Consider the following 24,935-nt stretch of genomic DNA (forward strand, 5'->3'; position numbering starts at 1 on the left):
GCCGCATCGGCGCCCGGCCTAGTGGCCGCGCACGATCGACCGCTTTCATCGATTCACCTTTCGTTTCAGGCAGCCCGCCATGCTCAGTTATCGTCACGGTTTTCACGCAGGCAACCACGCGGACGTGCTCAAGCACGCCGTCGTCGTCCAGCTGCTGCGCTACCTGAACAAGAAAGACAAGTCGTACTGGTACGTCGACACGCACGCAGGCGCCGGCGTGTACTCGTTGCGCGACGGCTACGCGGCGAAGACGTCGGAATTCGACACCGGCATCGGCCGGCTGTGGAACGAGAAGAACCTGCCGGAAGCGCTGGGCGAGTATGTCGACGAAGTCCGCGCGCTGAACGACGATGGCGAACTGCGCTTCTATCCGGGTTCGCCGTACATCGCATGGCGATCGATGCGCGAACAGGACCGCATGCGTCTGTTCGAGATGCACACGACCGAAATCGATGTGCTGCGCCACAATTTCCGCGACGCGGGGCGACGCGCGATGATCTTCGCCGGCGACGGCTTCGAAGGGATCAAGGCGCTGCTGCCGCCGCCGCCGCGACGCGCACTCGTGCTGATCGACCCGTCCTACGAGGACAAGAAGGACTACGCGCGCACGGTGAGCTGCGTGACGGAATGTCTGAAGCGATTCGCGACGGGCTGCTATGCGATCTGGTACCCGCAGGTCACGCGGCTCGAGTCGCAGCGCTTTCCCGAGCAGTTGAAGCGCCTGCAACCGAACAACTGGCTGCACCTGACGCTGACGGTATCGAATCCGCCGACGGATGGTCTGGGCCTCTACGGCAGCGGAATGTTCATCCTGAATCCACCGTACACGCTCGCGCAGAGCATGAACGAGGCACTACCTTATCTGGTCGAGAGGCTGGGACAGGATAGCGGTGCCCGCTTTCAGATCGAGCAGCGCGGCAACTGATCGGGCGACCGACCGTTACGGCTGCGGTCTCGGTGCGAGCCTCGGCTGGTTGGCTGGCTGGCTGCCCCACGCGGGAACGTTGATGTACGGCGCGACGAACAATGGAACCGACGTGTTTGGCGCCTGCCCGGCCGGGGCTCGCATGCCCGCCGGCTCCACGATCGGCTCCGAAGACAGCGGTGCTGTCTGCAACACCAACCCGCCCTTGCCGTCCTGGATGCCGCGCTGCGTATCGAGAACCAGCGGTTTGGACGACGTCGCGGCACTGGCCGCGAGGCCATGGACAAGCACGGCCGCGCCCAGAACGAGACGCGCGCGGGCACTGCGACGCACATCGAGACGCAAACGCATGATCGTGTCCTTCAGGATGACAAGCAGGCCCATACCATAGCGCTGCACTGACGATTTCGCCAGATCCTGCGCACAAAAAAACAAAGCCCCGTCAATACGGGGCTTGCTTATCGTTCAGTGCCACACGGCACCTGACGGTGACTCCGATTACAGCGAGTAGCCGTTGGTTTCGAGCGAGCGGATACGGCTCTCGAGCTGGACGATGTCCGACGACGTGGCGAGGTAAGCCTCACGGCGCTCACGTTCAGCGGATTCGAACCAGTTGCTCAGCTTTTCGACGATGTAGGCGATCATGACATTCTCCAAGGAAGAGGGACCCCTGGTGAATCGAAATTCAGGGATTTCCCGTATAGGGTTATCCCGAATTATAGCGATGCCGCATCAAGATGCTAGTGAAATACTTGCATGGTAACCATTCCAAATCGGAATGGACGATCATCAGCCGACCCTAACCCGTTGATTTTTATAGACATCGAATCCGAGCCCATTTTGAGGCTCGAGTACACGCACTAATTTGGTTCACTGACAGGGTCGGCCAGGCGCGCCAAAATCGGGCATTCGGGCCGCCCGTCACCATGGCAGTGCGCGGCCAGGTCGGCCAGTGTGTCGCGCATGTCGCTCAGTTCCGCGATGCGTTTGTCGAGTTCGGCCACGTGCTCGAGGGCGATCGACTTCACTTCGGCGCTCGCGCGGGAGCGATCCTGCCAGAGCATCAGCAGCTTGCGGATGTCCTCGACCAGAAAGCCAAGCCGCCTGGCCTGACGGATGAAGCGAAGGATATGGATTTCGTCCGCACCGTAGATCCGGTAGCCGGCGTCGGTACGCTTGCTCGGTGCAAGAAGGCCAACCTGTTCGTAGTACCGGATCATTTTTGCGCTGACTCCGGATTCGCGCGACGCATCGCCGATATTCATTCCCTGCCCTCTCCATCAAACCCCGGTCGTGACCGTGAACGTCGACGAATGCAATCGCCGACGACACGTCGATCGTATCAAATCACGCGACTTCGTTCCGCGATCGGGGCTGGCAACAGGATTGGAAGGTGGGTAGATCTGGCAAGCGGTGACGAGATGCGAGGAGTCGAGCGCCTTTCTGCCGCCCTCCCTGCATTTCCGTCGCCGAAATGCAAAAACCCCCGCCTTTTCGGGCGGGGGTTTCTGGCTTAGGGAGCCTGACGATTACCTACTTTCACACGGGAATCCGCACTATCATCGGCGTAGAGTCGTTTCACGGTCCTGTTCGGGATGGGAAGGGGTGGGACCGACTCGCTATGGTCATCAGGCAAAGAGGGTTGTTGTGCTGGCTTCGCAGCACAACCAATCTTGGAAGAAGCAGTAATTTTTGAGTTGTGTGTATCACACACGAGAATCCAACTTGTCGCTTGGATCTTGCAGCCAGTGCTTGCGCACGGCGCCGATCTACAAGGCAGACTTGTTATAGGATCAAGCCTTACGGGCAATTAGTATCAGTTAGCTGAACGCATTACTGCGCTTACACACCTGACCTATCAACGTCCTGGTCTCGAACGACCCTTCAAGGGGATCTAGTCCCCAGGGATATCTCATCTTAAGGCGAGTTTCCCGCTTAGATGCTTTCAGCGGTTATCTCTTCCGAACATAGCTACCCGGCGATGCCACTGGCGTGACAACCGGTACACCAGAGGTTCGTCCACTCCGGTCCTCTCGTACTAGGAGCAGCCCCCTTCAAATATCCAACGCCCACGGCAGATAGGGACCAAACTGTCTCACGACGTTTTAAACCCAGCTCACGTACCTCTTTAAATGGCGAACAGCCATACCCTTGGGACCGGCTACAGCCCCAGGATGAGATGAGCCGACATCGAGGTGCCAAACACCGCCGTCGATATGAACTCTTGGGCGGTATCAGCCTGTTATCCCCAGAGTACCTTTTATCCGTTGAGCGATGGCCCTTCCATACAGAACCACCGGATCACTATGACCTGCTTTCGCACCTGCTCGACTTGTCGGTCTCGCAGTTAAGCACGCTTATGCCATTGCACTATCAGCACGATTTCCGACCGTACCTAGCGTACCTTCGTACTCCTCCGTTACGCTTTGGGAGGAGACCGCCCCAGTCAAACTGCCTACCATGCACTGTCCCCGACCCGGATCACGGGCCAAGGTTAGAACCTCAAACAAACCAGGGTGGTATTTCAAGGACGGCTCCACCGAAACTAGCGTTCCGGTTTCATAGCCTCCCACCTATCCTACACAGATCGGTTCAAAGTCCAATGCAAAGCTACAGTAAAGGTTCATGGGGTCTTTCCGTCTAGCCGCGGGTAGATTGCATCATCACAAACACTTCAACTTCGCTGAGTCTCGGGAGGAGACAGTGTGGCCATCGTTACGCCATTCGTGCAGGTCGGAACTTACCCGACAAGGAATTTCGCTACCTTAGGACCGTTATAGTTACGGCCGCCGTTTACCGGGACTTCAATCAAGAGCTTGCACCCCATCATTTAATCTTCCGGCACCGGGCAGGCGTCACACCCTATACGTCCACTTTCGTGTTTGCAGAGTGCTGTGTTTTTATTAAACAGTCGCAGCCACCAGTTTATTGCAACCCCTTCACCCTCTGCCCGCAGGGGCATCAAGCTACAAGGGCGTACCTTATCCCGAAGTTACGGTACCAATTTGCCGAGTTCCTTCTCCCGAGTTCTCTCAAGCGCCTTAGAATACTCATCTCGCCCACCTGTGTCGGTTTGCGGTACGGTCATCGTTAGACTGAAGCTTAGAGGCTTTTCTTGGAACCACTTCCAATTGCTTCGCTCCCTAAGGAGCTCGCGCCACACCCTTGAATTACGCCCCGGATTTGCCTAAGCGCCTTCTCCAATGCAGCGACCGGGACTTCCAACACCCGGACAACCTTCCGCGATCCGTCCCCCCATCGCATCTAACAATGGTGCAGGAATATTGACCTGCTTCCCATCAGCTACGCATTTCTGCCTCGCCTTAGGGGCCGACTCACCCTACGCCGATGAACGTTGCGTAGGAAACCTTGGGCTTACGGCGAGGGGGCCTTTCACCCCCTTTATCGCTACTCATGTCAGCATTCGCACTTCCGATACCTCCAGCACGCTTTTCAACGCACCTTCGCAGGCTTACGGAACGCTCTCCTACCATGCGTGCAAAGCACGCATCCGCAGCTTCGGTATATAGCTTAGCCCCGTTACATCTTCCGCGCAGGACGACTCGATCAGTGAGCTATTACGCTTTCTTTAAAGGGTGGCTGCTTCTAAGCCAACCTCCTGACTGTTTTAGCCTTCCCACTTCGTTTCCCACTTAGCTATATTTGGGGACCTTAGCTGGCGGTCTGGGTTGTTTCCCTCTTGACACCGGACGTTAGCACCCGATGTCTGTCTCCCGTGATTGCACTCTTCGGTATTCGGAGTTTGCTATGGCGGGGTAATCTGCAATAGACCCCCCAACCATGACAGTGCTCTACCCCCGAAGGTGAGACACGAGGCACTACCTAAATAGTTTTCGGAGAGAACCAGCTATTTCCAAGTTTGTTTAGCCTTTCACCCCTATCCACAGCTCATCCCCTAACTTTTCAACGTTAGTGGGTTCGGACCTCCAGTACGTGTTACCGCACCTTCATCCTGGCCATGGATAGATCACTTGGTTTCGGGTCTACGCCCAGCAACTGAACGCCCTATTCGGACTCGCTTTCGCTACGCCTGCCCTATACGGTTAAGCTTGCTACTGAACGTAAGTCGCTGACCCATTATACAAAAGGTACGCCGTCACCCCTTACGAGGCTCCGACTGTTTGTATGCATGCGGTTTCAGGATCTATTTCACTCCCCTCCCGGGGTTCTTTTCGCCTTTCCTCACGGTACTGGTTCACTATCGGTCGATCACGAGTATTTAGCCTTGGAGGATGGTCCCCCCATCTTCAGACAGGATTTCACGTGTCCCGCCCTACTTGTCGTACACTTAGTTCTTTCATACTGTTTTCGCTTACGGGGCTATCACCCGCTATGGCCGCACTTTCCAGAGCGTTCAGCTAACAATACAAATAAAGAGTACAAGGCTCATCCCATTTCGCTCGCCACTACTTTGGGAATCTCGGTTGATTTCTTTTCCTGCGGTTACTTAGATGTTTCAGTTCACCGCGTTCGCTTCACATGGCCTATGTATTCAGCCATGGATACTCCAAAAGGAGTGGGTTTCCCCATTCGGACATCTACGGATCAAAGCTTGTTTGCCAGCTCCCCGTAGCTTTTCGCAGGCTACCGCGTCCTTCATCGCCTGTGATCGCCAAGGCATCCACCACATGCACTTGTTCGCTTGACCCTATAACGAGTCTGTCTCATCGACAGTCGCTACAGGTTGAGTTCTCGCGTTGTGCCGTATTCCAATTGAGTCAAACATAGAGTTCGAATCATCTTGAGATACATCGATACAATCACAACCCGGATAGTTTTCACGTCCATCTCAAGACGCTTCCGCTATCCAAATTACTTACTTCTTCCAGATTGTTAAAGAACGACAGCCGATACGTACTACGTATCACTCTGACTGGCTCAATCGCCAATGCAAAATTCTCGGTTCATCGTATGAACCAAGCTCTTAGCGTTGGTGATTGGTGGAGGCAGACGGGATCGAACCGACGACCCCCTGCTTGCAAAGCAGGTGCTCTCCCAGCTGAGCTATGCCCCCATGTACAGATATTCCTCAGGTGTGTACCGCCACACAAGACGGTGGTGGGTCTGGTTGGATTCGAACCAACGACCCCCGCCTTATCAAGACGGTGCTCTAACCGACTGAGCTACAGACCCCTGAGTCTGTCTTTAATTTACAGCCGATAAGCGTGAGCGCTCAACTTTGCGAGAAGCTCTGGAAAGGAGGTGATCCAGCCGCACCTTCCGATACGGCTACCTTGTTACGACTTCACCCCAGTCATGAATCCTACCGTGGTGACCGTCCTCCTTGCGGTTAGACTAGCCACTTCTGGTAAAACCCACTCCCATGGTGTGACGGGCGGTGTGTACAAGACCCGGGAACGTATTCACCGCGGCATGCTGATCCGCGATTACTAGCGATTCCAGCTTCATGCACTCGAGTTGCAGAGTGCAATCCGGACTACGATCGGTTTTCTGGGATTAGCTCCCCCTCGCGGGTTGGCAACCCTCTGTTCCGACCATTGTATGACGTGTGAAGCCCTACCCATAAGGGCCATGAGGACTTGACGTCATCCCCACCTTCCTCCGGTTTGTCACCGGCAGTCTCCTTAGAGTGCTCTTGCGTAGCAACTAAGGACAAGGGTTGCGCTCGTTGCGGGACTTAACCCAACATCTCACGACACGAGCTGACGACAGCCATGCAGCACCTGTGCGCCGGTTCTCTTTCGAGCACTCCCACCTCTCAGCGGGATTCCGACCATGTCAAGGGTAGGTAAGGTTTTTCGCGTTGCATCGAATTAATCCACATCATCCACCGCTTGTGCGGGTCCCCGTCAATTCCTTTGAGTTTTAATCTTGCGACCGTACTCCCCAGGCGGTCAACTTCACGCGTTAGCTACGTTACTAAGGAAATGAATCCCCAACAACTAGTTGACATCGTTTAGGGCGTGGACTACCAGGGTATCTAATCCTGTTTGCTCCCCACGCTTTCGTGCATGAGCGTCAGTATTGGCCCAGGGGGCTGCCTTCGCCATCGGTATTCCTCCACATCTCTACGCATTTCACTGCTACACGTGGAATTCTACCCCCCTCTGCCATACTCTAGCCTGCCAGTCACCAATGCAGTTCCCAGGTTGAGCCCGGGGATTTCACATCGGTCTTAGCAAACCGCCTGCGCACGCTTTACGCCCAGTAATTCCGATTAACGCTCGCACCCTACGTATTACCGCGGCTGCTGGCACGTAGTTAGCCGGTGCTTATTCTTCCGGTACCGTCATCCCCCGACGTATTAGGACCAAGGATTTCTTTCCGGACAAAAGTGCTTTACAACCCGAAGGCCTTCTTCACACACGCGGCATTGCTGGATCAGGCTTTCGCCCATTGTCCAAAATTCCCCACTGCTGCCTCCCGTAGGAGTCTGGGCCGTGTCTCAGTCCCAGTGTGGCTGGTCGTCCTCTCAGACCAGCTACTGATCGTCGCCTTGGTAGGCCTTTACCCCACCAACTAGCTAATCAGCCATCGGCCAACCCTATAGCGCGAGGCCCGAAGGTCCCCCGCTTTCATCCATAGATCGTATGCGGTATTAATCCGGCTTTCGCCGGGCTATCCCCCACTACAGGACATGTTCCGATGTATTACTCACCCGTTCGCCACTCGCCACCAGGTGCAAGCACCCGTGCTGCCGTTCGACTTGCATGTGTAAGGCATGCCGCCAGCGTTCAATCTGAGCCAGGATCAAACTCTTCAGTTTAAACCTGTTACTGTTTTCGGTTCAGTTAAGAACCGGTCGCTCACTCAAAGCTGACAGGAATATGAATCACTTCATAAACCTGACTTACTTTAGTGTGAGACTCTTGATACTTTCGCTATCTGATCCGAGGATCAGCTCGCTTCCATCAAGCGCCCACACTTATCGGCTGTTAATTTTTAAAGAGCAATCTGCGAGGAACTTCGTGTTTCCTGGCAGCGCTGCGTTTTCAGCAGCGGAGAAGCGAGATTATGAACCGTGTTTCGCAGCTCGTCAACAACTTTTTTACTACATCGTTGCGACCGCGGGGCTCAACTTCCTGTACCGCCGAGGCCGCTACCACCATGCCTCAACAGCACCGCTTCCCTTCCTCCCGCGCCGTGTTTCCGTTAGCGCGAAAGAGGCGTGATTGTAGGCACCGTCTTCGAACTGCGCAAGGGGTTTGACGCAACTTTTTTACAAAAGCCGCATTTCGGCCGGCCAGCCATGTCCGGGCACGAGACCGCTTATGGTGCAAAGAACGGACTAGAATGTGAGGTTCTTCGCCTCTTTCTATATACGTCTTTAATATGCGCCAGCGAATCGCCAAACGCCTCCCCCCCGATGCCGACAAACTGGTCGGTCTGTCGCTTGCGCTCTTCGCCTCGGGCAGCCGCATCGAGGATCGCTTCTGGGAAGCGAAGCTCGACGCGCTGCTCGCCAAGATTGTCCGCAACGGCAACCAGACCACGCTCGACGCAGCACTCGACCATCTTCAGCAGAATCACCCCGATGCGTACGGCGCACTGGCCGACATGGCCGAGACGCACAGCGAGTCGATGGTGATCGAGCACGACGGTCAACCGTACGATGCGCTGCTGGTCGCGGTTCCGGTGCTCGCATGGACGCGCTACATGATTCCGTCGGGCCCGCTCAAGGGCGACGTTGCCGACGCGCTGCGAACGCACCTGCAGGCGCATGTCCTCGCGAACGGCACGCTCGTCGGGCTCGCGCCGTTCCTCTACAGCATCGACCAGTTGCCGCGGCACCACGTCGAGACCTCCCGACTTGCGCAGCAGCTCGCGCACGCGGCGATCAGCCAGCACACGCCGAAGCTGAGCTTCGGCGACCTGCCCGAAACGTCGCCGATTCTGGCCGACCCGCGCTTCCTTCTTGCGGTGGTCGCCGCGCCTGCCGGCGCGCCGCTGTTCCGCTGGCAAGAAGAAGAGAACGGCAGCAGGATCGAACGCGGCCAGTGCCTCGAGCAGTGGACGGCCCAGGGCGGCCCGAACCTGTCGATCGCCCTGCCCGGCTGCGAATTCGAATGCCTGCTTCCGGACGCGTACTACTCGGCCTGTCGCGATGCGGACGAGCGCATTCGTCCGCACACTGTGCGAACGGCCATTCGTTATCTGTTTGACACACTTGGTGCGGCGCCGCAGGAGTTGCGCGCGGTGGTCGCCGGCTTCGGCGAACGCCGTATCGACGAGTATCGCGTCGGCTTCACGCGGCGTGCCAGCAATGACGTGATCTACGGCGTCGTATGGCCGCTGTACGGCCGCGAAAACGGCGACGTGTCGATCGACAACGCGACGCTCGAAGGCGAAGCACCGATGGAAGGGCCGCTCGAGGAAATCGTGAGCCTGCTGAAGGAATGCGGCGTAACCGACGTCCGCAGGCACGCGGGCCGCTTCGAACCGGAATACTGCGACGACTGCGGCGTGCCGCTCTACGCGGATCCGCTCGGCGAAATCGTCCATGCGGAAATGCCGGAAGACGCATCGCCCGCCCAGCCGCACTTCCACTGACCCGATGCCGCAGGCCTCCACGGCCTGCCAGTCTGAAGCCGCTCCCGGTTCCCGCCGGAGCGGCTTTTTTCTTGTCCGATCGTTTTCGGCCCGAAATTTCGGACAATTCCTAAACCTTTCAGCCTAGCAGACATCGTGTAAGGTTTTTGTCATTATCGGGGCCAACGCATGCCCGACAGCAATCAATGACTCACCCTTACGGAGATTGAATATGCGGTTCCTGATACTCAATTCGGACGCCGAGCGGCGTGATGGACTGAAGGCCCTGCTGCGGCAGATCGACCGTCACGCCAGCATCAACGATGCGCCGGACAGTTTCCAGGCGCGCCGCCTGCTGCGTGCCCAGCGCTTCGACCTCGTCGCAATCGACTGGCTCGACGTCGGCAGGCTCGGCGAGCTTCAGGCGCTCTGCAGTGCATGCTCGCCGACACCAGCAGCGGTGCTGGTCGACGAAGCGCCGCCCGACGCCGTCCAGCGCTTCTTCAACCATGGTGTCGCGGGCGTGATCCCGCACTCCACGCGGCCGCATCTGATCGTGCGAGCACTGGAGATCGTGCTACTGGGTGGGCACTACATTCCGCCAAGCGCGCTCAGCCTGCTGCCCTCCGTGGCTGCGGCACGCCACGACGCCCATTTCCAGACGCTCGCCGGATCGCTTGCCCGCCGCCCACCGAGCGGCCTGCTGTCGCCGCGGCAAGCGCAGATCATGCGCTTCGTCCACATGGGCAGCACGAACAAGATGATCGCCCGGACGCTCGGCATCAGCGAAGGGACCGTGAAGATCCACCTCGCCAGTATCTTCCAGCAGCTCGGTGCCGCGAACCGCGCCGCCGCGGTCGCAATCTACAACGGCTGGCTGTCACCGCATCTCGAGGTGCTGCTGGCGAACCGCAACCGCGCACGCAAGCCGAACATCGGCGAACGCAGTCCGGTTCCGCTGCGCGCACAACGGAATGACCATCCGTACCCGTTGCCGGCCACGAACACCGGCGCGCAGGACCTGCCAATCGCCGCCGAGCCGCCGGCACGGTTCCGGCGCGGGCGCTAGGCGAACAGTCTCGATATTGCGACGGTCGGTATGTGCGGATTCCCACCTTTGATGCTCAACGAGTAATATGGACGCATGGGTTTTCTTTTCACACCGCTTCCGCTCTGGGTTGGCATCGGTGGCTGGATCGCCGCCGTGGCCCTGCTCGCACTCGCGCTCTGGAATCGCCCGTTCGTGCGCCTGCAGGACGCCACGCTCCAGCACGTGTGGCTCGCGCTCGTCACTGCGATTTCGGTCCTCTGGGCGTCGAATGCCTGGCTCGAAGACGGCATCGTCATGCATCTGCTTGGCGCCACGCTGCTCGTCACACTGTTCGACTGGACGCTCGCATTGATTGCGATGGGCGCCGTCACGGCGGTTGCCGCGATCATCTTCGACGCGCCGTGGCAAGGCATTGGCCTGACCTATCTGATCTACGGTGCGCTGCCTGTCGCCGTGTCGGCGTTGCTGCAGCGCGCCGCGCTCGCGTGGCTGCCGCACAACCTCGCATCGTTCATCACCGGGCAGGGGTTCCTGTCGCCGGCCATCGCGATCGTGGCGGTCGCCGCAGCAGCAGCCGGCGTCCAACTCGCGCTCGCGGATGGCGTGCCCGTCGTGATTCCTGCCGGCTATCTGCTGAACACCGCATTGCTCGCGCTCGGCGAAGCGTGGTTCACGGGCATGGCGACGGCACTCATCGCCGTCTATCGCCCTGCGTGGGTCACGACCTTCGACGTCAGGCGCTATCGCCTCGGCGGCCCGCGCGCCTGAATTTCCTCCGGACGCGCGCACGTTTCAACACATACCGTCGGCTCCTTCCGCGGCGCGGCAGAATACGCCACCTACTGCCGCACAACTTTTTTACGCTAAGATTGAACTCCTGTTCTTCATCGGGCATCTATACGTGCCCGATGTCTCATTCGCTCCTCACTAATAACCAGATGGACAGCTCTCCTGCCTCGCTCCGGTTTTTCCGGGCGCTCGGCAAGCTGGCAGCCTGTATCGCGGGCCTGTCGCTTGCGCTTCCCGCACCGGCATTCGCCGACCTGCTCGACCAGCGCTCCGAACTGATCAACAAATTCGTCAACGAAATGCACGCCGATCCGCTCGCTGCCGATTGCGCGGCGCACGGCAGCTTCATCGCCAGCACGTCGACGGCATTCGACCGCGTCGACTTCGCACCGAACGCATTCGACAGCGGCAACGCGACGATCACACCGTGGAACGACTCGTTCGACCAGGGCAAGCAGCGCGTGAAAGTCGATAACATCGTCACGGTCGACGGCCAAGGCATCCACAGCGACGGCAGCGACCCGACGCCGCTGAAATTCCGTTGCGGCTACGTCGGCCAGCAAATGCTCGCGTTCAGCTGGAACGACCCCGTTCCGCCGCTGAAGCCGCGCGCCGAACGCTCGTCGTCATCGACGAAGAAGGTCAAGGGCAAGACGCACCGAGGCAAGGCGAAGGCATCGGGCCGTACCGGCAAGAAGGCCGTCGCCACGAAAAAATCGAGCGGCCAGAAGAAGGTCGTGAAGAAGAAGACCGCGAAGAAGTCCTGATACGACCGAGCGGCAACCGCAGACGCAAAAAAGCCGGGGCATCCTGAGATACCCCGGCTTTTTTCATACGACGACGATACGCTTACGCGAACGTGTCGACGTGCACCAGGATCGCGGCCAGCATCGCCGCACCAAGCGCCGCGCTGCGCTCGCCATTCCAGCCGACGCGCTCGTCGGGCAGGTTCGCGTTGTCCTTGAACGGCATCTCGAGCGTCAGCGACAGGCAACCGAACTGATGGCCGATGTACTTCGACGCGAGCTTGAGTGCATCTTCCTTGTACTTGCTTGCCGCATAACCGTGCTCGGTCTGGAAGTCGGGGCTCGCGACCTTGAACGCGTCGATGAACGCGGTCTGTTCCTTGCCCTGCTGCTCGGTAAAGCTCGGCAGCATCTCCGAACCGGCGACGAACACGTACGGCAGATCCTCGTCGCCGTGAATGTCGAAGAACATGTCGCAGCCGATCGCATGGATCGCGTCGCGCACGGCCAGCACCTCGGGGCTGCGTTCGGCATCCGGCGCCATCCACTCGCGATTCAGGTTCGCGCCGGCCGCGTTGGTGCGCAGGTTGCCATGCACGCTGCCGTCCGGGTTCATGTTCGGGACGATGTGGAACGTCACGCGATCGTAGAGCTTGCGCGCAACCGGATCGCCGGCCCAGTCACCCCATCCTGCCAGCCGCTTGACGAGCCCCTCGACGAACCACTCGGCCATCGACTCGCCCGGATGCTGGCGCGCGATGATCCACACCTTCTTCTTCGGCGCGTCGTCGGTTTCCGGCGTGCCGAGCGTCAGCAGCGACATCGGACGGCCTTCGACCGTGCGGCCAAGCTCGACGACGCTCGCCTGCGGCAACTGCTGGACCGCGCCGAGAAACGCCGCGTGGCGCTCTTCCGAGTACGGTTCGAAATACGCGTAATAGATGCTGTCGAATTCCGGCGTATGGTCGATGGTCATCGTCTTGCCGTCGAACGTCGTCGGTACGCGGAACCAGTCGACCCGGTCGTAGCTCGCCACCGCATGGTAGTTACGCCAGCCCGACGGATACGCGCATTCGGCGGCATTCTCGAACGACATCACGCACCGCTCGCCGCGCGCGCCCATCAAGCGGTAGTAGAACCATTGCGCGAATTCCGAGCGGTTGTCGCCGCGCACGCGCAGCCGGATCGCGTCGGGACTGTCGCACGACACGACGTCGATTGCGCCTGCGTCGAAATTGCTGGTGATCGAAAGGGCCATCTGTCTCTCCTTGGTCGACCGGAGCGCGCGGTGTACCGCGTGCCCGGCCTCATGCATGCGCCGGCCGTCTCGTGAACGGCCGGCCGGGTCACTCGCCGACTCGCCGGCGATATACGTAAGTGGAATCGTTCGATGCAGCCGCGTCGAACGCATAGCCTTCCGTCGCGAAATCCTTCAGCGCCTTCGGGTCGGCAATGCGGTTCTCGACGATGAAACGCGCCATCAGGCCGCGCGCACGCTTCGCGTGGAAGCTGATGATCTTGTAGCGGCCGCCCTTCCAGTCCTCGAACACCGGCGTGATGACGGGCGCGGCCAGCAGCTTCGGCTTGACCGACTTGAAGTATTCGGTCGACGCGCAATTGACCAGCACACGTGCCGCGCCGCTGCGCGTCTCGAGCTGCTCGTTCAGCGCCCGCGTGATGCGATCGCCCCAGAACGCGTACAGATCCTTTCCGCGCGCGTTCGCGAAACGCGTACCCATCTCGAGCCGGTACGGCTGCAGCAGGTCAAGCGGACGCAGCAGCCCGTACAGGCCCGACAGCACGCGCACGTGCTGCTGCGCATAGTCGAGATCGGCCGACGACAGCGATTTCGCGTCGAAACCTTCATAAACGTCGCCATTGAACGCAAGCACGGCCTGTTTCGCATTGGCCGGCGTAAAGGTTCGCGACCAGTCGGCGTAGCGCTGGAAATTCAGGCGCGCGAGCGGATCGGAAATATCCATCAGCGTCGCGATGTCCTGCGGCGACAGTTTGCGCAGGCCGTCGATCAGCTCGGACGCGTCGTCGACGAATGCAGGCTTCGTGTAAGACTGGACGTGCGCGGGCGTATCGTAGTCGAGGGATTTGGCTGGAGAGAGAACGATTATCATAGAGGCTCGCTGGCACGCCGTGCCTTGCGGTCAGACGAAAACCACCGATTGTAACGAATGACCCGCTCTCTCGCCCCGCATGCCGCACACCGCGTCGTGCTCGACTCGAACGTCTGGATCGACATCCTCGTATTCGACGACCCCGCTACGCGCCCGATCCGGGCCGCGCTGGAAAGCGGCGCGCTTGCCGCCGTGATCGACGGCCGCTGCCTGACCGAGCTCGAATACGTGCTCGACTATCCGCAGTTCCAGTCGCGTGCCATCGACAAGGCGGCCGCGCTCGCGACCGTCGCCCGCCTCGCCAGCCTCGTCGAGCCGCCGCCCGTCGACGCCGACGCGCCGCCACTGCCGAAGTGCAAGGACCGCGACGACCAGAAGTTTCTCGAACTCGCCCGCGCCGCTCAGGCCGAGTGGCTCGTGTCGAAAGACCGTGCGCTGCTGAAGCTCGCGAAACGCACCGCACGCGACTTCGGCTTCCGGATCGCGCAACCCGCGCCGTTTACCGAGGCCTGCGCGCTCGACGCCGCGCCGGCCACGACGACCACGCCGGCCTGACCTACGTCGCACCACCCGAATTCGACCGTATCGATGAACGCTCCTTCAGACATGCCAATGACTCCCGTTTTCCCCTCGCGCCTGCCGAACGTCGGCACGACGATCTTCACGGTCATGAGCGCGCTTGCCGCCGAAAAAGGCGCGGTGAACCTCGGCCAGGGCTTCCCGGATTTCGATTGCGATCCGCGCATCGTCGACGCGGTCGCGGCCGCGATGCGCAACGGGCACAACCAGTATCCGCCGATGGCCGGCGTCGCGCCGCTGCGCGACGCGATCGCCGACAAGATCGCGCAGGTCTACGGCCGGCGCTACGATCCCGCCACCGAGATCACCGTGACGGCCGGCGCAACGCAGGCGCTGCTGACGGCGATCCTGTGCGCGGTGCATCCAGGCGACGAAGTGATCGTCGTCGAACCCACCTACGACAGCTACCTGCCGTCGATCGAACTCGCCGGTGGCACGCCCGTCTTCGTCACGCTCGAGGCGCCCGACTATACGATCCCGTTCGACCGTCTCGCGGCCGCGATCACGCCGAAGACGCGGATGATCCTGATCAACACGCCGCATAACCCGACGGGTACCGTGTGGCGCGAGGCGGACATGCGCAAGCTCGAGGACATCGTGCGCGGCACCAACGTGCTGATCCTGTCGGACGAGGTCTACGAGCACATGGTCTATGACGGTGCGCGCCACGAGAGCGTCGCGCGCTATCCGGAACTCGCCGCACGCAGCTTCATCGTGTCGAGCTTCGGCAAGACCTATCACGTGACGGGCTGGAAGGTCGGCTACGTCGCGGCGCCTGCCGCGCTGACCGCGGAATTCCGCAAGGTCCACCAGTTCAACGTGTTCACGGTGAATACGCCGATGCAGATGGGGCTCGCCGACTACCTGCGCGACCCGGCGCCGTACCTGTCGCTGGCCGGCTTCTACCAGAAGAAGCGCGACTTCTTCCGCGCCGGCCTCGAGCGCACGCGCTTCAAGCTGCTGCCGTGCCCGGGCACGTACTTCCAGTGCGTCGATTACTCGGCGATCAGCGACCTGCCCGAAGCGGAATTCTCGAAGTGGCTCACGTCGGAGATCGGCGTGGCGGCCATTCCGGTGTCGGCGTTCTATCACGAGCCACACGAATCGGGCGTCGTACGCTTCTGCTTCGCGAAGCAGGAAAGCACGCTCGCGTCCGCGCTCGAACGACTCGCCCGCCTGTAAGCTCCGCACGGGCGGCCACCCACCGCCCTGCGGAAACCGCGCTTACGAGCGCGCGACGCTCGTCGCTTCGATGTATGCCTTGCGCTCGGCGGCCACGCGTTGCGCGGCCGGACGATCGCCGACCTGCTTCGCGTGCGCCTTCCAATCGATGCCGGCGTCGAGCAGGAAATCGCGTCCGAATATGGCCTTCGTCGCCATCCCGATGACCGGCAGATGAACCCACGCGGCGATGTCCGCGAGGCCGAATGATTCGCCGAGCACATACGGCGAAAACTGCGTCATCTGCTTGAACGCATCGATCGCACGCGGCAGGCGCTTCTCGACGTGCGCCTTCATCCCGTCGCTGACCTTGCCGCCGAAAAACGCTTCCGTATAGACCTCGCGCGCCATCCATTCGAGATACAGCTCGAGCGTCTCGACCAGTTCGCGCACCTTCGCGGCCGCGAACGGGTTCGCCGGAAAAATGCCTTTCTCGGGATAGCGCGCGGCCAGGTATTCGATGATCACCTGCGACTCGAACAGCGCGCCTTCTTCGGTCTTCAGGAACGGAATCTTGCCGAGCGGCGAATCGACGAGCTGGGCCGGATCGCTGATCGGCAAACCGCACACCGACTCCTCGAACGGAATGTCGTGCTCGAGCAGCACGAACTTCACCTTGTTGTAATAGTTGGACAACGGAATACCGCACAGCTGTAGCATCGGAGTCTCCTTCCTTGCTGAAGCGCAGCCGCGACGGTGGCGGCCGCATCGGGATTCATCGCGCTGAAAAGCACGTTCGTGCTAGTCTAAAGCAAGTTTTGCGTTCGTCACGACAACATTACATCTGCTGCGGCAACCGTTCCGACTGCCCGCGCAACATGCGCGGCGCCGCCACCACGCCATCCGATGGAGACACACTCGCATGAGTGCTGAACTGCTGGCCTCGCGTCCGCCCGAGAGCGATTCGACGCTCGTCCTCACGCTGTCCAATCCCGGCGCGCGCAACGCGCTGCATCCCGACATGTATGCGGCCGGCATCGAAGCGATTGCCACCGCCGATCGCGATCCCGCGATTCGCGCAGTCGTACTGACGGGCGCCGATCGCTTCTTCTGTGCAGGCGGCAACCTGAACCGGTTACTCGAGAACCGTTCGAAAGATCCGTCCTACCAGGCCGACAGCATCGACCAGCTCGCCGCATGGGTCGCGGCGATCCGCGCCTCGACGAAACCGGTGATTGCAGCCGTCGAAGGCGCCGCGGCCGGCGCGGGCTTCTCGCTCGCGCTCGCGTGCGACATGATCGTCGCCGCGCACGACGCCAAATTCGTGATGTCGTATGCGCGTGTGGGGCTCACGCCGGACGGCGGCGGTTCGTGGTTCCTCGCGCGCGCACTGCCGCGCGCGATGGCGGCCGAGATCCTGTTCGAAGGCAAACCGATCACCGCCGAGCGCCTGCATGCGCTCGGCGTCGTGAACCGGCTCGCCGTGCCCGGCGCGGCACTGACCGACGCGCTCGCCTGGGCCGACGCACTCGCCGGCATCTCGCCGAATGCGCTCACGCGCATCAAGTCGCTGCTCGACGATGCGACGACGCAACCGCTCGAATCGCATCTCGGTACCGAGCGCGATCATTTCGTCACGTCGTTGCATCATGCGGACGGGCTCGAAGGCATCACCGCATTTCTCGAGAAACGCCAGCCGCGCTACAAGCGCTGATCCGCTCCGTCCGCTCTCGACATGCCGCGGCGGCGCCCTGTCGCCAAGGCGATCGAAACCGCGCAAAAAAATGCGCTGACACACGCCGTGCACGACGTCGGCGACGCGCTCCGCGTCGCCCGCGCGCACGCATCCGCAGGCACGTTTCCGTCGCCAGCAGCCCGCGTCGATCCATGCTCTAATGACCGCCTGTCGCGGCGCTCCCGGCGTCGCTTTCGCGCATGCAACCAAGGAGTTGACGATGATCGACGTCTATAGCTGGGCGACCCCGAACGGCCACAAGGTGCACATCATGCTCGAGGAAACGGGCCTCGCATACCGTGTACATCCGGTCGATATCGGCGCGGGCGACCAGTTCAAGCCCGACTTCCTGAAGATCAGCCCGAACAACAAGATCCCGGCCATCGTCGATCCGGACGGCCCCGGCGGCAAGCCGATCTCGCTGTTCGAATCGGGCGCGATCCTGATCTATCTCGCGGAGAAGACCGGCAAGTTCCTGCCGACCGATCCGGCCGCGCGCTATGCGACGCTCGAGTGGCTGATGTTCCAGATGGGCGGTGTCGGCCCGATGCTCGGGCAGGCGCACCACTTCCGCCTGTATGCGCCGGAGAAGATCGAGTACGCGGTCAACCGCTACACGAACGAAGCGAAGCGCCTGTACAACGTGATGGACAAGCGCCTCGGCGAATCCGAATATCTCGCGGGCGACGCGTACACGATCGCGGACATTGCGACGTTCCCGTGGACGCGCTCGTGGCAGAACCAGGGCGTCGTGCTCGACGAGTTGCCGAACGTGAAGCGCTGGTACGACGCGATCGCCGCGCGACCGGCCGTGCAGCGCGGCGTCGAAGTGCTCGCGTCGATGCGCAAGGCACTGCAGGACGACAAGGCACGCGAAGTGCTGTTCGGCGCGACGCAATACGCGAAGCACTGACACGCATGTGACGTGACAGGCAGGGCGGCATCCGTGCCTGCCGCCCCGCGCTTCAGAAGTAATGCAGCGTGATGAACTCCGCCGCGCACACCAGCAGCGGCGCATCGGGACGCTCGGTCTGAATCGACACCGACCACGTCACCTGCACGCCGCCCTGCGCGGCGTCGGCGGTTTCCTTCACCGCAAACAACGCGCGCACGCGTGCACCGACCGCCACCGGCTTCAGGAAGCGCACGCGATTCAGTCCGTAGTTCACGCCCATCTTCTGCTCGAAGCGCATTGCATCGGTCATCAACGCGGGAATCAACGACAGCGTCAGGAACCCGTGCGCGATCGGCCCGCCGAACGGCGACTCGCGTCGCGCGCGTTCGGGATCGACGTGGATCCATTGATGATCGCCGGTCGCGTCGGCGAAACCGTCGACACGAGGCTGGTCGATCGCGATCCAGCCGCTCGCGAGCGGCTCCGCGCCGACCCGTGCCTGCAGCGCCTGCGCCGATGCGATCAGCGGCAAGGTCACGTCCGTCATGCGTTTGCCCGTCCCGGATGGCGCAGCCCGAAGAGCACCTTGGTGTGCACGCTGATCACCGTCTCGCCGGCTTCGTTCGTGCCGACCCACTCCGTCGACACGATGCCGCGGTCGGGCTTGCTCTCCGACACGCGCTTGTCGTGGACCTTCTGGTACATCGTGATCGTGTCGCCGGCCCGCACCGGCTTGAGCCAGCGGATCGAGTCGATGCCCGGCGAGCCCATGCTGGTCGAATCCGGCCCGAGCTTCTTGATGAGCAGGCTCATGAACACCGAACACGTATGCCAGCCGCTCGCGACGAGCCCGCCGAAATGCGACGCCTTCCCGGCTTCCTCGTCGAGGTGGAACGGCTGCGGGTCATAGCGTTTCGCGAACGCCTTGATGTCGTCGGGCTCGAACGTGTAGCGGCCCACTTCGGTGGTGCTGCCGACCACCAGGTCTTCGTAACTGATACCCACTTGCAAGTCTCCTTGTCTGGCGCGCTCGCGCGTCGCCGTCATGCCGCGTCGGTCTGCGCGAAATCGGGCAGCGCCGCGATGCGGGCAAGATGATGATCGGTGTCGCCAAGCGTCGTCTCGATGATCGTCAGCCGCTTGAACAAATGCGCGGCGGCGACCTCGTTGGTCACGCCCATGCCACCGTGCAACTGGACGGCCTGCTGGCCGACGAAGCGTGCAGCCGCACCGACACGCGCCTTCGCGGCCGATACGGCCTTGCGCCGCGCATCGGGGTCGTCGCTCGCATAGCGCACTGCCGCCAGATAGGTCAGCGAACGTGCCTGCTCCGCATGGATCAGCATGTCGACCATCCGGTGCTGCAGCGCCTGGAAACGCGCGATCGGCACGCCGAACTGCTCGCGCGTCTTCGTATATTCGACCGTCGCACGATTCAGTTCGTCGAGCGCGCCGACCGCTTCCGCGCACAGCAGGAACGTCGCGTAATCGGCAATCTGCTCGAGCGCCGCCGCGTCGCGCGCACCGCCCGTCAGCAATCGGGCCGGCGTTTCGTTGAATTCGATCGTCGCGGCACGCTGGCCGTCGATCGTCCGGTAGTCGGCCACCTTCGCGTTCGCCGCATCGCGTTCGACGACGAAAAGGCCGATGCCGCCGCCATCGACGCGCGCAGGCACGATCCACGCATGCGCCTGTGCGCCGTGCTGTACGACCGACTTGGCGCCAGTCAGCCGGTACGTGCCACCCTGTTCGTGCGCATGCGTGTCGAGTTCGTACAGGTCGTAGCGCGCATGCGGTTCATGGAACGCAACCGCCAGCCGCTTCTGCCCCTGTGCGACGGCCTCCAGCAGCGCCGCATCCTCGCCCGCGCCGGAGCCGGCGATACGCAATGCCTCGACGCCGACCGCCGTGGCCCAATACGGCTCGATCACGAGCGCGCGGCCGAGCTCCTGCATCACGACCAGCATGTCGACGGGGCCGCCGCCGAAGCCGCCCTGTGCGTCCGGCACGGGCAGCGCGGTCAGCCCCAGTTCCGTGAACGCGCCCCATTGCGTGTCCGACACGCCCGTGTCGCTGCGCACGATCGCCTGGCGCGCGTCGAAGCCGTATTGCTCGCCGAGATAACGGCGCAGCGCGTCAGCGAACTGCTGCTGCTCATCGGTAAAGCTGAAATCCATGGTTGTCTCCGTTCCCTGATCACAGCCCCAGAATCATCTGCGCGATGATGTTCTTCTGGATCTCGTTCGAACCGCCGTAGATCGACGTCTTCCGGTAATTGAAGTAGTACGCGGCGAGCGGCGCCGCATCGTCGTCGCCCGCGATGCTGTGCTCGCGCTCACCGTCGAGGAACGGCACGTCGAACGGCGCGGCGAGCGGGCCGATCGCGTCGACCATCAGTTCGGTGAGCGCCTGCTGCACCTCGGTGCCCTTGATCTTCAGCATCGATGCCTCGGGGCCAGGCCCCTTGCCGCTCGTCTCGCGGCTGACGACGCGCAGCACCGTCACCTCGAGCGCCATCAGCTCGACTTCGAGCGCCGCGACCTTCGCGGCGAACACCGGATCGGCGAGCAACGGCTTGCCGTTCTTGCGCTGGTTCGACGCCACGCGCTTCAGGAACGCAAGTTCGCGCTTCGACGCGCCGACACGCGCGATGCCGGTCCGCTCATGGCCGAGCAGGTATTTCGCATAGGTCCAGCCGCGGTTCTCGTCACCGACGAGGTTCTCGACCGGCACCTTCACGTCCTCGAAGAACACTTCGTTGACCTCGTGGTCCTCGTCGAGCATGACGATCGGTCGCACCGTGATGCCGGGCGTCTTCATGTCGATCAGCAGGAACGAGATACCCTCTTGCTTCTTCGCGGCCGGATCGGTGCGCACGAGGCAGAACATCATGTCGGCGTACTGGCCGAGCGTCGTCCAGGTCTTCTGGCCGTTGACGACATAGTGGTCGCCGTGGCGCTCGGCGCGCGTGCGCAACGAGGCGAGGTCGGATCCCGAACCGGGCTCCGAGTAACCCTGGCACCACCAGTCGGAACCGTCGAGTATGCGTGGCAGATAGTGGCGTTTCTGTGCTTCGCTGCCGTACTTCATCAGCACCGGCGCGACCATCGATACGCCGAACGGCAGCACGGTCGGCGCACCGATCCGTGCGCACTCCTCGTCCCAGATGTGCCGCTGCGTCGCGTTCCAGCCCGGGCCGCCGTATTCGACGGGCCAGGCAGGTGCGGACCAGCCGCGCTGGCCGAGAATCCGGTGCCAGCTCGCGAAATCCTCGCGGTCGAGTCGTTTGTGATCGAGTACCTTGGCGCGCAGTGCATGAGGCAGGTTGGCCTCGAGCCAGGCGCGGACGTCAACGCGGAACGCGTCGTCGGCGGGGGAATAATCCAGATCCATGCGCAGTGTCTCCTGTCCGCGGCCGTCCAGCCCGGCCAGGACCCACTGCGTACGTCATTGCAGCGGTTCTTTCAGCGCGGCAGGAATCGGCAGCGGCATCACGTCGATGCCTTCTTCGGCCAAGGATTGCGCATCTTCGGGCGTCGTGACGCCACGAATGCTGCGTGCGGGCGCCTCGTTGTAATGGATGCGCCGCGCTTCCTCGGCGAAGCGCTCGCCCACGTTCTCGGTCTTCTCCAGCACCTCGCGCAGTGCGCGCATCACCTGCGCCTGCAGCGCACGCGGATCAGCCGGCTGGGCCTGCGTCGCGCCCGACAGGTTCAGGCGCGGCGCCGACGGCAGGCGGTTGACCTCGGTCGTCCCGCACACCGGACATTCGACCAGCTTGCGGGACAACTGCGCTTCGAATTCATCGGCGGAAGCGAACCAGCCTTCGAACCGATGACCGTGCGGGCACTGTAAATCGAGGACCTTCATGCTGAATCAGGGCGTGTGACGAGTGTAGCGCAAAAAGCACTTTTGTGAACGATCGTGCTAAATCCCGATCGCGCGGCACGAACGCACCGCGTCACCGGATTGTAACGCGGCGCCCCACTCGCCGCTGACGCCACGCTCAGGGCGTCACGACCGGCCCGAGCGGCCAGGTGCCGGACAGCACCTTGTCGAGCCACATCGTGCCGATGATCGTCTTCACGTCGGTGATCTGGCCGGTGCGCACCCATTCCTGCAGGTCGGCTTGCGTCGCCGTAAAGGTTTCGAGGAATTCGCCTTCGTCGAGCTTGCGTTCGCCGGCCGTCAGCCCGCGCGCAAGGTACAGGTCGATGAATTCGGTCGAATAGGAAATGATCGGGTGAATGCGGGCCAGGAACACGTATTCGCGTGCCGTGTAACCCGTTTCCTCGCGCAGTTCGCGCACGGCACACGCGAGCGCTCCTTCGTTCGGATCGAGCTTGCCGGCCGGGAATTCGGCCATCACCTTGCCGATCGGATAGCGATACTGGCTTTCCATCAGCACGCGGCCGTCGTCGAACAGCGGGATCACCATCACCGCGCCCGGATGCTGGACGTATTCGCGCGTGGCCTTCTTGCCGTCCGGCAGACGGACGGTATCGCGCTTGAGCTTGAGGAACGAGCCTTCGAAAATCGCCTCGCTCTCGAGGCAGGTTTCGGTCAGTGCGGCGTCGTGATTGGGTAGTTCGGCCATCGGCGGGCTCCGGAGGAATGAGCACGCGACGGCCGAAGCCGTCAGCGTCGTTTGACGAGATACTGGAACGTGAAGCCGGGGAACGCGAACACGATGAAGAGACTGAACGTGATCGCGTAAAACTGCCAGCCTTGTTCGAAGCGGTTGCCGGCGCGCGACTCGAGCCAGAAGCCGAGCGCGCCGACGATGAAGTACAGCACGATCAGCTCGCCGATCCGCACCCACGCACTCTTCTTCGCCGTGCCGAACGGCACGACGGCGAAGAGGCGTTGGTTCAGGAACGGCAGGTTGGCGCACACAAGCGCCAACAGCACGATAAACCAGCCGGCTGCCGACATTACAGCGGCAGCGTGTGACGGATTGCCTGCAGGCAGGCCGTCAGCAGCGGGCTCGGGATCAGGCCGAGCACGACGACCGCCAGGCCGTTCAGCACGAGGATCGTGCGCTTGCAGAAATCACCCGAGATCGGCGTCGAATCCTGCGGTGCATCGAAGTACATCAGCTTCACGATGCGCAGGTAGAAGAACGCGCCGAACAGCGACGTGATCACGGCCAGCACGGCCAGCCACGTGAGGCCCGCGTTGACGGTCGCCTCGAGCACGGCCAGCTTCGCGTAGAAACCGACGGTCGGCGGAATGCCGGCCAGCGAGAACATCATGACCATCATCACGAACGCGAACACCGGGCTGCGCTTGTTGAGGCCCTTGAAGTCGTCGATCGTATCGGCTTCGAAATCGCGGCGTGCGAGCAGCATCACCACGCCGAACGAGCCGAGCGTCGTGATCAGGTAGACGATCGCGTAGAACATCGCCGAGCTGTAGGCGTTCGCCGGCGCCGCTGCGTCGCCCTTCACGATGCCCGCGAGCAGGCCGAGCAGCACGAAGCCCATGTTCGAGATCGCCGAGTACGCGAGCATCCGCTTGATGTTGCGCTGGACGATACCGGTGATGTTGCCGACGATCAGCGACAGCGCGGCGAGGATCACGAGCGCGGTCTGCCAGTTCTGTGCGAGCGGCAGCAGGCCCATCACCAGGAAGCGCAGGCCCCACGCGAACGCGGCAACCTTCGGGCCGCCGCCGACGAACAGCGTCATCGCGGTCGGTGCGCCCTGGTAGACGTCCGGCACCCACATGTGGAACGGCACGGCGCCGAGCTTGAACGCGATACCGGCGACGATGAAGACCACGCCGAACATCAGCACGGCTGCATCGGTGTTGCCGCTGACCGCCTTGTACACCTCGCCCAGCTCGAGCGAGCCGGTCGCGCCGTACAGCATCGAGATGCCGTACAGCACGAAGCCCGACGCAAGCGCGCCCAGCACGTAGTACTTCATCGCGGCTTCGCTCGACTGTGCGGCGTCGCGGCGCAGCGCGATGACTGCGTACAGCGACAGCGACATCAGTTCGAGACCGAGGTACAGCGTCAGGAAGTTGTTGCCCGACACCATGACCAGCTGGCCAAGCAGCGAGAACATGCCGAGCAGGAACACGTCGCCGCGGAACATGTCGCGATCTTCGAGGTACTTGCGCGAATAGACGAGCGAGACCGCGAAACCGAACGACACGACAGCCTTCATCATGCTCGCGAACGAGTCGACGACGACCATCTTCGAGAAGAAGTAGTACTGCTGCGGGTCGAGTGCCTGCACCGCGAACCACACGCCGGCGACGACCGACGAAACAACCGCGATCAGATAGGTCAGGCGGCGGCCGGAAGCACCGGTAAAGGTGTCGTTCAGCCATGCGACGACGATGGCGGCCATCACCAGCGCGTCAGGCAACAGGACATTCATAGGAGCGTTCATGATCTAGAGTTCC

The 24,935-nt window shown here is 61.8% G+C and carries 23 protein-coding genes, 2 tRNA genes and 3 rRNA genes; 9 read left to right on the top strand and 19 right to left on the bottom strand.

Going from position 1 to position 24,935, the window contains the following annotated elements:
- Positions 1-79: 79 nt before the first annotated feature.
- Complete coding sequence (locus KEC55_RS11740) at positions 80-925, top strand: 23S rRNA (adenine(2030)-N(6))-methyltransferase RlmJ (RefSeq protein WP_282505613.1); 846 nt, start codon at positions 80-82, stop codon at positions 923-925.
- 15 nt (positions 926-940) lie between these two features.
- Here KEC55_RS11740 and KEC55_RS11745 read toward each other — a convergent pair whose 3' ends face one another.
- The 8 genes from KEC55_RS11745 to KEC55_RS11780 all read right to left on the bottom strand — a co-directional run bounded on the left by KEC55_RS11745 (position 941) and on the right by KEC55_RS11780 (position 7,673).
- A complete protein-coding gene (locus KEC55_RS11745) occupies positions 941-1,309 on the bottom strand; it encodes a hypothetical protein (RefSeq protein WP_432625413.1) in 369 nt (122 codons plus the stop codon).
- 114 nt (positions 1,310-1,423) lie between these two features.
- Positions 1,424-1,570: a DUF3563 family protein gene (locus tag KEC55_RS11750; protein WP_006478295.1), complete on the bottom strand. Its 147-nt coding sequence runs from the start codon at positions 1,568-1,570 to the stop codon at positions 1,424-1,426.
- Positions 1,571-1,785: 215 nt separating this feature from the next.
- On the bottom strand, positions 1,786-2,190 hold the full coding sequence (cueR, locus tag KEC55_RS11755) for a Cu(I)-responsive transcriptional regulator (protein ID WP_050018291.1): 405 nt from the start codon (positions 2,188-2,190) through the stop codon (positions 1,786-1,788).
- Positions 2,191-2,445: 255 nt separating this feature from the next.
- A 5S ribosomal RNA gene (gene rrf, locus KEC55_RS11760) occupies positions 2,446-2,558 on the bottom strand.
- Between the two features lie 156 nt (positions 2,559-2,714).
- Positions 2,715-5,594: ribosomal RNA gene (locus KEC55_RS11765) — 23S ribosomal RNA — on the bottom strand.
- Between the two features lie 290 nt (positions 5,595-5,884).
- Positions 5,885-5,960: transfer RNA gene (locus KEC55_RS11770), tRNA-Ala, on the bottom strand.
- A gap of 42 nt (positions 5,961-6,002) precedes the next feature.
- A tRNA-Ile gene (locus tag KEC55_RS11775) sits at positions 6,003-6,079 on the bottom strand.
- Positions 6,080-6,141: 62 nt separating this feature from the next.
- Positions 6,142-7,673: ribosomal RNA gene (locus KEC55_RS11780) — 16S ribosomal RNA — on the bottom strand.
- The 16S, 23S and 5S rRNA genes sit together here with 2 tRNA genes alongside, the layout of an rRNA operon.
- Before the next feature lie 566 nt (positions 7,674-8,239).
- On the opposite strand from KEC55_RS11780, the gene KEC55_RS11785 reads away from it, so the two are divergent.
- From KEC55_RS11785 to KEC55_RS11800, 4 genes are all read left to right on the top strand, one after another.
- On the top strand, positions 8,240-9,457 hold the full coding sequence (locus KEC55_RS11785; protein WP_282505614.1) for a DUF2863 family protein: 1,218 nt from the start codon (positions 8,240-8,242) through the stop codon (positions 9,455-9,457).
- A 211-nt stretch (positions 9,458-9,668) separates the two neighbouring features.
- The gene (locus tag KEC55_RS11790; protein ID WP_282505615.1) at positions 9,669-10,505 is read left to right on the top strand and encodes a response regulator transcription factor; all 837 of its coding nucleotides are present in this window, start codon (positions 9,669-9,671) and stop codon (positions 10,503-10,505) included.
- Positions 10,506-10,580: 75 nt separating this feature from the next.
- Entirely contained in the window at positions 10,581-11,255 is a 675-nt protein-coding gene (locus KEC55_RS11795) for an energy-coupling factor ABC transporter permease (protein ID WP_176050360.1), read from the top strand.
- Between the two features lie 140 nt (positions 11,256-11,395).
- Positions 11,396-12,043, top strand: a complete 648-nt coding sequence (locus KEC55_RS11800; protein ID WP_282505616.1) for a BspC domain-containing protein — start codon at positions 11,396-11,398, stop codon at positions 12,041-12,043.
- Positions 12,044-12,125: 82 nt separating this feature from the next.
- Here KEC55_RS11800 and KEC55_RS11805 read toward each other — a convergent pair whose 3' ends face one another.
- Both KEC55_RS11805 and yaaA read right to left on the bottom strand, forming a co-directional pair.
- Positions 12,126-13,280, bottom strand: coding sequence for a M14 family metallopeptidase (locus KEC55_RS11805; protein WP_282505617.1), 1,155 nt, complete (start codon positions 13,278-13,280; stop codon positions 12,126-12,128).
- Positions 13,281-13,368: 88 nt separating this feature from the next.
- Positions 13,369-14,151, bottom strand: a complete 783-nt coding sequence (gene yaaA / locus KEC55_RS11810) for a peroxide stress protein YaaA (protein ID WP_282505618.1) — start codon at positions 14,149-14,151, stop codon at positions 13,369-13,371.
- 57 nt (positions 14,152-14,208) lie between these two features.
- On the opposite strand from yaaA, the gene KEC55_RS11815 reads away from it, so the two are divergent.
- Complete coding sequence (locus tag KEC55_RS11815; protein WP_282505619.1) at positions 14,209-14,706, top strand: putative toxin-antitoxin system toxin component, PIN family; 498 nt, start codon at positions 14,209-14,211, stop codon at positions 14,704-14,706.
- A 33-nt stretch (positions 14,707-14,739) separates the two neighbouring features.
- Entirely contained in the window at positions 14,740-15,912 is a 1,173-nt protein-coding gene (locus KEC55_RS11820) for a pyridoxal phosphate-dependent aminotransferase (RefSeq protein WP_282505620.1), read from the top strand.
- Between the two features lie 42 nt (positions 15,913-15,954).
- Here the strand turns inward: KEC55_RS11820 and KEC55_RS11825 are convergent, their stop codons facing one another.
- Positions 15,955-16,611, bottom strand: a complete 657-nt coding sequence (locus KEC55_RS11825) for a glutathione S-transferase (protein WP_282505621.1) — start codon at positions 16,609-16,611, stop codon at positions 15,955-15,957.
- Between the two features lie 202 nt (positions 16,612-16,813).
- On the opposite strand from KEC55_RS11825, the gene KEC55_RS11830 reads away from it, so the two are divergent.
- Together KEC55_RS11830 and KEC55_RS11835 are read left to right on the top strand one after the other, a co-directional pair.
- Entirely contained in the window at positions 16,814-17,605 is a 792-nt protein-coding gene (locus KEC55_RS11830; RefSeq protein WP_282505622.1) for an oxepin-CoA hydrolase, alternative type, read from the top strand.
- 241 nt (positions 17,606-17,846) lie between these two features.
- Positions 17,847-18,539, top strand: coding sequence for a glutathione binding-like protein (locus KEC55_RS11835; protein WP_282505623.1), 693 nt, complete (start codon positions 17,847-17,849; stop codon positions 18,537-18,539).
- 52 nt (positions 18,540-18,591) lie between these two features.
- Here the strand turns inward: KEC55_RS11835 and KEC55_RS11840 are convergent, their stop codons facing one another.
- The 8 genes from KEC55_RS11840 to nuoN form a co-directional block, all read right to left on the bottom strand.
- Positions 18,592-19,068, bottom strand: a complete 477-nt coding sequence (locus KEC55_RS11840) for a MaoC family dehydratase (protein ID WP_282505624.1) — start codon at positions 19,066-19,068, stop codon at positions 18,592-18,594.
- A complete protein-coding gene (locus tag KEC55_RS11845; RefSeq protein WP_282505625.1) occupies positions 19,065-19,526 on the bottom strand; it encodes a MaoC family dehydratase in 462 nt (153 codons plus the stop codon). Before KEC55_RS11845 ends, KEC55_RS11840 begins: the two co-directional genes overlap by 4 nt.
- Positions 19,527-19,564: 38 nt before the next feature.
- A complete protein-coding gene (locus KEC55_RS11850; protein ID WP_282505626.1) occupies positions 19,565-20,698 on the bottom strand; it encodes an acyl-CoA dehydrogenase family protein in 1,134 nt (377 codons plus the stop codon).
- Positions 20,699-20,717: 19 nt separating this feature from the next.
- A complete protein-coding gene (locus tag KEC55_RS11855; RefSeq protein WP_282505627.1) occupies positions 20,718-21,914 on the bottom strand; it encodes an acyl-CoA dehydrogenase family protein in 1,197 nt (398 codons plus the stop codon).
- Positions 21,915-21,968: 54 nt separating this feature from the next.
- On the bottom strand, positions 21,969-22,391 hold the full coding sequence (locus KEC55_RS11860; protein ID WP_043188814.1) for a DUF1178 family protein: 423 nt from the start codon (positions 22,389-22,391) through the stop codon (positions 21,969-21,971).
- 136 nt (positions 22,392-22,527) lie between these two features.
- Positions 22,528-23,118 (bottom strand): NUDIX domain-containing protein, encoded by a 591-nt coding sequence (locus tag KEC55_RS11865; RefSeq protein WP_124453087.1) that lies wholly within the window; start codon positions 23,116-23,118, stop codon positions 22,528-22,530.
- Between the two features lie 41 nt (positions 23,119-23,159).
- Complete coding sequence (locus tag KEC55_RS11870) at positions 23,160-23,456, bottom strand: DUF2818 family protein (RefSeq protein ID WP_096471383.1); 297 nt, start codon at positions 23,454-23,456, stop codon at positions 23,160-23,162.
- The gene (gene nuoN, locus KEC55_RS11875) at positions 23,456-24,910 is read right to left on the bottom strand and encodes an NADH-quinone oxidoreductase subunit NuoN (RefSeq protein WP_282507521.1); all 1,455 of its coding nucleotides are present in this window, start codon (positions 24,908-24,910) and stop codon (positions 23,456-23,458) included. The genes KEC55_RS11870 and nuoN overlap by 1 nt, the downstream gene beginning before the upstream one ends.
- Positions 24,911-24,935 lie beyond the last annotated feature (25 nt).

Origin of the sequence: Burkholderia cepacia (genome assembly GCF_029962485.1) — a bacterium.
Classification (GTDB): Bacteria; Pseudomonadota; Gammaproteobacteria; order Burkholderiales; family Burkholderiaceae; genus Burkholderia.